Below are 7,526 nucleotides of genomic sequence, written 5' to 3'. Positions count from 1 at the left end.
GATGGCTAATCCTGAATTCACGCCGCTCTGAGTAGAAGGAGCCGACTCCCTACGTAGAAGCAGGAAGTAAGTTTTAAGTGTCCGAGATGTCATTCTTGTCCGCTTTATGTCAATCTTATGTAGCAGGAAGTGGGTTTTTCCCATATTTATGGTTTCAGTTGGCTCCTACCAAAAATCATGATGTATTCTGGATATTGCTCGATCGCACATTTATAGAATTCCTTGAAATACTACAGCAAGCATCCTAACGCTTTCTCTATTACTTATCTCAACGACTTGCGAGGAGCAATTCTCGCATCCCCTTATTTTGCCATCAATAACCTCAACCGCGACTTCATCGGTACAAAAGGCTTTTCCGTGGTATTTCAACGTTCGGAAATCGCCCAAGTAGAACAGCGTTTCCCATACTTTAAACCCTATCTAGACCAAGCCCTACAACCAGCTTGCAATGCTTTTTATCTCAACCCTCTGTGGCTCAAAGAAGGTTCCCGTGTCGATCCACATATCGATCGCTCTTTGCGATCCTACTGTAAAACGGTGGAACCTCCGGCAGCAGTCAGCGTTTTATACATCCAAGTACCAACAAATCTCGAAGGCGGAGAGTTGGTGTTGCGCTGTCACAAAAAACAAGTCGGGCAGATTAAACCAGAAGCAAATACCCTCGTGTATTTTCAAGGAGATTTAACTCATGCTGTGAATGCAGTGACAAGCGGTGGAACCCGCCTGAGTTTAGTTTGCGAACAATACAGTTTGAGCGCCACAGAATTGGCAGACATCCCACCATTTACAGTGGAATCTAGGGCGGCGAAGGCAAAAAGCAAATCAGGAAATCGTACACCGTAGAATGACCATAATCACCATCTATCAAAATAGTGAATTCGTTTAACCAGCGATGGCGCAAAAACCTCTATCTGGGGAAAGATTGAGGCGATCGGTAAAATCGATTACAAATAGGAGGCTAAACCTGATAGAGATGGTATTTTTATGAATCTGAATTACTTGACGAAGCGGTTTTCGACTGCTAGACGCTGGATGGCTGCAACTGTGCTTTGTCTGTCGGTGATCGCCTTTGTTTGGCAAGGTGCATTTTTCTCCAACACCTCAGCAATGGCCGCCCCTTTTGCAAGTTCGATCGCAGCAGCAGACCTGGGCGATAAAATTCAAGATAAAGCCAGTACAGATGCGGGACGAGCCAAGAATTTCATCCGAGACACGGAAGATAAGGTCAAGGAAACAGCCAAGACTAATGCAGCTAAAGTCGATCGATCAACCGAAGACGGTAGTGTCGCAGAGCGCAAAGCCAAAAAAGATGCAGCCACCATTGAGAAAAGAGCAGGGGAAGATTCTGCCCGGACTCAAAAAGCAGTAGACAACACAAAGAACGCTATTGAGCGCACTGTTGATAGCATCAAGGATGCTTTTGGTAATTAGAGAGTAGATAGGTAAATCGCTCAAATTCAACCTAAAATCCCATAGCTGTTAGATACCCGATTTCTTGAAGAAGTCGGGTATCTGCGCATGGTGTGTATTATCGATCGAACTTATCCAACTTGACAGACAAGTGCCTTCGGATCTTTTTTACCACGATCGCCAGTTTGTGATTTAGATCTCCATCAAGACGATCGCTGCAAGGTAACGTTTAGTAATAGTGCACAGTTCGCTTTGAGGGAAGGAGAATGATTGAAATTACTGAATTGTTAGGGTATATAATTACCGAACAACTCTATGTAGGTTCTCGTACTTTAGTCTATCGAGGTCTCCGAGAAAACGATCTCACTCCGGTCGTCATCAAACTGCTGAGAAACCCATTTCCTAACTTTAGCGAACTTGTACAATTCCGCAATCAATATGCGATCGCCAAAAATCTTGACGGGCCCAGCATTGTCAAACCTTTAACCCTAGAACCTTATCAAAATGCCTACGCCCTAGTAATGGAAGACTTCGGCGGCATTTCGCTTTCGGAAATGCTCAAGCGAGAGGGACACATGGGAGATAGCCTGCAAACTTTGATTGCATTCCTTCAGATTACGATTCAAATTGCAGCAGCTTTAGATGAACTCTACCGACAGCGAGTGATTCACAAAGACCTCAAACCAGCTAATATTCTAATTCATCCAGACACGCGACAAGTCAAGTTGATTGACTTCAGCATCGCTTCTTTGCTACCCCGCGAAACTCAAGAAATTCAGAATGCTAACGCCCTAGAGGGAACCTTAGCATATCTCTCACCAGAACAAACCGGGCGGATGAATCGCGGCATCGATTATCGCAGTGACTTTTATGCTTTGGGAGTGACATTTTATGAACTGCTGACGGGAGAATTGCCCTTTGCTTCCAACGATCCAATCGAGTTAGTACACTGTCATTTAGCCAAGCAGCCTGTCACGGTCGATCGCCTCAATCCTAACGTGCCCTCAGTGTTGTCACAAATTGTCTGCAAGCTGATGGCAAAAAATGCAGAAGACCGTTATCAAAGTGCTTCAGGACTGAAGCACGATTTAAAGATTTGCCTGCATCAGTTGCAGGAAACAGGCAAGATTGATTTGTTTAAGTTGGGTGCACGGGATATCTGCGATCGCTTTCTGATTCCCGAAAAACTCTACGGACGAGAATCAGAAGTCCAGACATTATTACAAGCCTTCGATCGCATTGCCGGCAAAAATCAAGACAATCGAGAATCCCCAATCGAAAATCCCCAATCCGAACTGATGCTGGTGGCTGGCTTTTCCGGCATTGGTAAAACCGCCGTTGTCAATGAAATTCATAAACCGATTGTACGACAGCGCGGTTATTTTATCAAGGGAAAATACGACCAATTTGGGCGCAACATTCCCTTCAGTGCCTTCGTGCAAGCATTCCGCGATTTGATGGGACAATTGCTAGCAGAATCAGATACCCAATTGCAAAACTGGAAAACCCAAATTCTCAAAGCTGTTGGAGATAACGGACAAGTTTTGATTGACGTGATTCCAGAACTAGAACAAATCACTGGCAAACAACTTCCGGCACCTGAATTATCAGGAAGTCGTGCCCAAAATCGGTTTAATTTGCTGATGCAGAAGTTTGTGCAGGTGTTTACCTCTGCGGAACATCCGTTAGTATTGTTTCTAGACGATTTGCAGTGGGCAGATTTGGCATCACTGAAGTTAATGGAATTGCTGATGCAGGATACGGAACATCTGTTAGTAATTGGCGCCTATCGCGATAACGAAGTGTCGTCAGTTCATCCATTGATGCTGGCGATCGATGAGATTATCAAAACTGGCCGGGCGGTGCATACCATCACTCTGCAACCATTGAGTTTAATGGATATGAATCAGTTAGTAGCGGATACGTTGAACTGCGACATCCCTCTCGCCCAACCGCTGACAGAATTAGTTTATCAAAAAACCCAAGGCAATCCCTTTTTTGCTACTCAGTTTCTCAAATCTCTGCATGAGGATGGACAAATTACCTTTGACCCCCCTCAGTCCCCCCTTAGCAAGGGAGGAAGTCAAGGGGGGTGGCAGTGCGATATTGCCCAAATCAAAACTTTGGCAACCACTGATGATGTGGTGGAGTTTATGGCACTGCAATTGCGGAAGTTGCCGGCACAAACTCAGACGATGCTCAAACTTGCCGCTTGCATTGGGGCGCAGTTCAACTTAAATACACTGGCGATCATCTCCGAGCAATCTCAAATCGCAACTGCTGCTGATTTGTGGAAAGCCTTGCAGGAAGGACTGGTTCTGCCTGTGAGCGAAACCTATAAGTTTTACCAGATCGAAGCAGAATTAACAACTCAGCCCTCGCCATTCCCTACTCAACACTGTTCTTACGGATTTTTGCACGATCGCGTCCAACAAGCTGCCTACTCGTCGATCCCAGACGACCAAAAACAGGCTACTCACCTCAAAATTGGACAGCTATGGCTGAGCAATACTTCAACTGAGCTACTTGGAGAAAAGATTTTTGAGATTGTCAATCATTTGAATATTGGAGCTAATTTAATTACCACTCCATCTCAAATAGATGAACTGGTTCAACTCAATTGCAGGGCTGGTAAAAAAGCAATGTCTGCAACCGCTTACACAGCAGCAGTTAAATATTTCAATGTTGCTTTAGGAATTCTCACCCCTGAGGATTGGAATCGTCAATATGACCTGACGATCGATCTGCATCTAGAAGCAGCCAAGGCAGAATACCTAACCAGCAATTTTGAGCAATCTCATGTCCTGGTTGAAATCGCCTTGAAAAATGCTAAAACACTCCTGGAACAGGTCAGCGTCTACGAACAAAAGATGCAGATTTATCTTGCTCAAACCCAGTTACAAGCAGCGATTTATACGGGATTACAAACTCTAGAACTGCTGGGGATTCATCTGGAGAAAGAACCACCGGCAGAACTAAACATTGAGGCATTAATCAACTTGCCACCAATGACACAGCCCGATCGAATCGCAGCCCTACAAATCTTAAATACGATTGGCCATGCTGCTTATATGATCGATCCGTCACTGTCTCAGCAGGCAGTTTTTACAGCACTCCATTCCTGTATCCAGTATGGGAATTCGCAGCAAGCAATGTATCCCTATAATACTCATGGCATGACGCTGTGTAGCAGAGGAGAAGTGGACATGGGTTATCAGTTGTGTCAACTGGCTGTGGCTTTGGTTGAGCAATCCGATAATCCAGTAATTAAAGCACACAGCATATTGAGCTTCAATGGCTATGTCAGACATTGGAAAGAACATATTCAGACAACCATTGAACCATTAATATTAGCCTTTAACCTGGGGTTTGACAATGGAGATTTAGTCTCGTCTGGCTATGGCATACTTAACTATTGCAGCCATTTGTTGTTTGCAGGTAAATCTTTAGAATTGGTGGAGCAGAAGCATCAGCAGTATCTCGATTTCTTGCAAAAACACAAACTGGAATATCATGTGTTTTACGGTCAGGTATGGCATCAGATTGTTCTCAATTTACTTGGTATTGCGGAAGATCCGCTTCAGTTAAATGGACTCGCATTCCAGGAGGCAGAAATCTTGCCAATTTTAGTTGAGCAAAAGAATGGTACAACGTTGTTTGCTCTCAATGTTGCGAAATCTTGGCTGCTGTACCTGTTGAATGCGCCGGAACAAGCCCTTGCCTGTGCTAGGGAAGCGGAACCTTATCAGCAGACAGCAACTGGAATCATGACGATTGTTGAACACAATTTTTACTATTCTCTGGCTCTCCTTTCCCAGTGTCCTGATGCCACAAACTCAGCTCGCGATGAATTTCTGAGCCAGGTTGCAGCGAATCAGGCTCAGATGCAAACGTGGGCACATCACGCCCCGATGAATTTTCAGCATAAGTACGATTTGGTTGAGGCAGAAAAATATCGAGTTTTGGGTAATAAAATAATGGCGATCGAGCTTTACGATCGCGCTATTTTTGGAGCAAAAGAAAACAGTTACATCCAAGAAGAAGCCTTAGCCAATGAACTCGCCGCCAAATTCTACCTCGACTGGGACAAAGCAAAAATCGCTCAAACATATCTAATTGAGGCTTACTACTGCTACGCCCACTGGGGCGCTAAGGCAAAAATTGATGATTTAGAGCAACGCTATCCGCACTTGCTGATACCGATTTTGGAGCGATCGCACTTACCGCTGAGACTAAATGAAATCATATCTGCCAAACGTACTCTCACCTCTACTTCTAGCAGTGCTTCTGCGGCTTTCGATTTGGCAGGAATTCTCAAAGCCTCTCAAGCCCTTTCCGGCGAAATCGAACTGGAAAAACTGATGGCGAGTTTGTTGCAAGTGGCGATCGAAAATGCCGGAGCAAACAAATGTGTCTTGCTGCTGCTAGAAGATGACAGCCTGGTAATTAAAGCACAAGCTCGATCAGATCGATCTGCTACCGTGCTTTGTCACATTCCCTTAGCCGAGAGTCAGGATGTCCCGGCTTCCTCGATCTACTCAGTCAAACGCACCCTGAAACCTGCGATCGTCGCCAACCCACTCGCTCATCTGCGACTGGTGGCAGATCCCTACATCCTGCGCCACCAGCCCAAGAGTTTGCTTTGTATGCCAATCCTCAATCAAGGCAAGTTGCTGGGCATTTTGTATCTGGAAAACAATGTTACATCGCGAGCATTTACGGAAGATCGCGCAGAAATTCTGAATTTGCTCTGCGCTCAAGCAGCAATTTCCTTAGAAAATGCCAAGCTGTACCAGCAATCGCGACAAGCACTGCTCGATTTGCAACAAGCTCAAATGCAAATTGTCCAAAGTGAAAAAATGTCTGCCCTGGGCAATTTGGTTGCCGGGGTTGCGCACGAAATCAACAATCCCGTCGGATTCCTCAAAGGCAATATCCAACCCGCCCTCGACAATATTAACGATTTGTTTGGTTTAATTGACTTGTATCGGGAAAAATACCCCAATCCCGATCGGGAAATTCAAGACGAGATGGAAGCGATCGATTTAGAATTCATTCGCACCGATTTACCAAAATTAGTGGGTTCGATGCAAGCCGGAGTCGATCGCATCGGCAATATCAGCATTAGTTTGCGTACCTTTTCTCGCGCGGATACTGACAAGCCCGTTGCTTTTAACTTGCATGACGGACTCGATAGTACCCTGCTGATTCTGAAACATCGCCTCAAAGCCAACGAAGTTCGCCCGGAAATTGCCGTCATCAAAAATTACGGCAATATTCCCCTAGTCGAATGTTTTGCCGGCCAACTCAACCAGGTATTTATGAATCTGTTGGCAAATGCGATCGATGCCCTAGAAGACTCGAATCAAGCTCGCAGTTTTGCAGAAATTGAAGCTCATCCCAATCAAATTATTATTAAAACAGAATTATTTGTCACCGAGGTACAGATCCGAATTCAGGACAACGGGATGGGGATGACGGATGAAGTAAAAGAAAAAATCTTCGAGCATTTGTTTACCACCAAAGGCGTGGGAAAAGGCACGGGGTTAGGATTGGCGATCGCGCGTCAGATTGTTGTTGACAAACACAATGGTATACTGAAGGTGAATTCAACTTTAGGTGAAGGTACAGAGTTTGTCATTTCAATTCCGGTGAAGGCGATCGCGGTGAAAGACATTCAGTGAATTTGTGAAGTTTGCCAGCGGGTGAAGTCCGCTGGTTTGAAAATTCCTTCTACCTTACTGTCGCCGCTGACCAATGCTTGGATTTTCTGCAATACTTCAAAAACAGTTGATTTTCCAGAACCGTTAGTACCCAGAAATAAATTAATTGCATCAAGGTCAATTTCAAAATTAACCAGACAGCGAAAATTGTCAATGTATATCCGTTTTAGCATGGAATCTAGTTATTATGTGATTACTTTAAGGTTTATAGTAAGGACTTTAGTCCGCGTACATCTCAATTTTGTAAGGGCGAAGCATGACCGCAGACAATTTATTAGTGATTACCACAGATTTACTGCGGTCATGCTTCGCCCCTACGAATATATTACAAAACTCAGATGTACCCTAAAGTCCTCACTACAAACAAATATAGTACGCTGTAAACGAAATACT

The 7,526-nt window shown here is 44.6% G+C and carries 4 protein-coding genes; 3 read left to right on the top strand and 1 reads right to left on the bottom strand.

What is annotated here, in order from left to right; all coding sequences use genetic code 11:
- Positions 1 to 222 precede the first annotated feature (222 nt).
- From AAFP11_RS22640 to AAFP11_RS22630, 3 genes are all read left to right on the top strand, one after another.
- Positions 223 to 843, top strand: a complete 621-nt coding sequence (locus tag AAFP11_RS22640) for a 2OG-Fe(II) oxygenase (protein WP_340526018.1) — start codon at positions 223 to 225, stop codon at positions 841 to 843.
- A gap of 141 nt (positions 844 to 984) precedes the next feature.
- Positions 985 to 1,431 (top strand): hypothetical protein, encoded by a 447-nt coding sequence (locus AAFP11_RS22635; protein WP_341739080.1) that lies wholly within the window; start codon positions 985 to 987, stop codon positions 1,429 to 1,431.
- 245 nt (positions 1,432 to 1,676) lie between these two features.
- Positions 1,677 to 7,094 carry an AAA family ATPase gene (locus AAFP11_RS22630; protein ID WP_341739079.1) on the top strand — a complete coding sequence of 1,806 codons (5,418 nt, stop codon included), beginning with the start codon at positions 1,677 to 1,679 and terminating at the stop codon, positions 7,092 to 7,094.
- Here the strand turns inward: AAFP11_RS22630 and AAFP11_RS22625 are convergent.
- Positions 7,088 to 7,306 (bottom strand): AAA family ATPase, encoded by a 219-nt coding sequence (locus AAFP11_RS22625; protein WP_341739078.1) that lies wholly within the window; start codon positions 7,304 to 7,306, stop codon positions 7,088 to 7,090. The two genes, AAFP11_RS22630 and AAFP11_RS22625, sit on opposite strands and share 7 nt — an antisense overlap.
- Between the last annotated feature and the right edge of the window lie 220 nt (positions 7,307 to 7,526).

The sequence above is a fragment of the Microcoleus sp. CAWBG640 genome, from assembly GCF_020883015.1.
Classification (GTDB): Bacteria; Cyanobacteriota; Cyanobacteriia; order Cyanobacteriales; family Microcoleaceae; genus Microcoleus; species Microcoleus anatoxicus.
The sequence above is the reverse complement of the archived record's forward strand: the minus strand, read 5'-3'. Positions and strand labels throughout refer to the sequence as shown.

Coding starts and splice junctions, on each gene's coding strand:
- AAFP11_RS22635 (WP_341739080.1), top strand. CDS start 985: ATGAATCTGAATTACTTGACGAAGCGGTTTTCGACTGCTAGACGCTGG.
- AAFP11_RS22630 (WP_341739079.1), top strand. CDS start 1,677: ATGATTGAAATTACTGAATTGTTAGGGTATATAATTACCGAACAACTC.
- AAFP11_RS22625 (WP_341739078.1), bottom strand. CDS start 7,306: ATGCTAAAACGGATATACATTGACAATTTTCGCTGTCTGGTTAATTTT.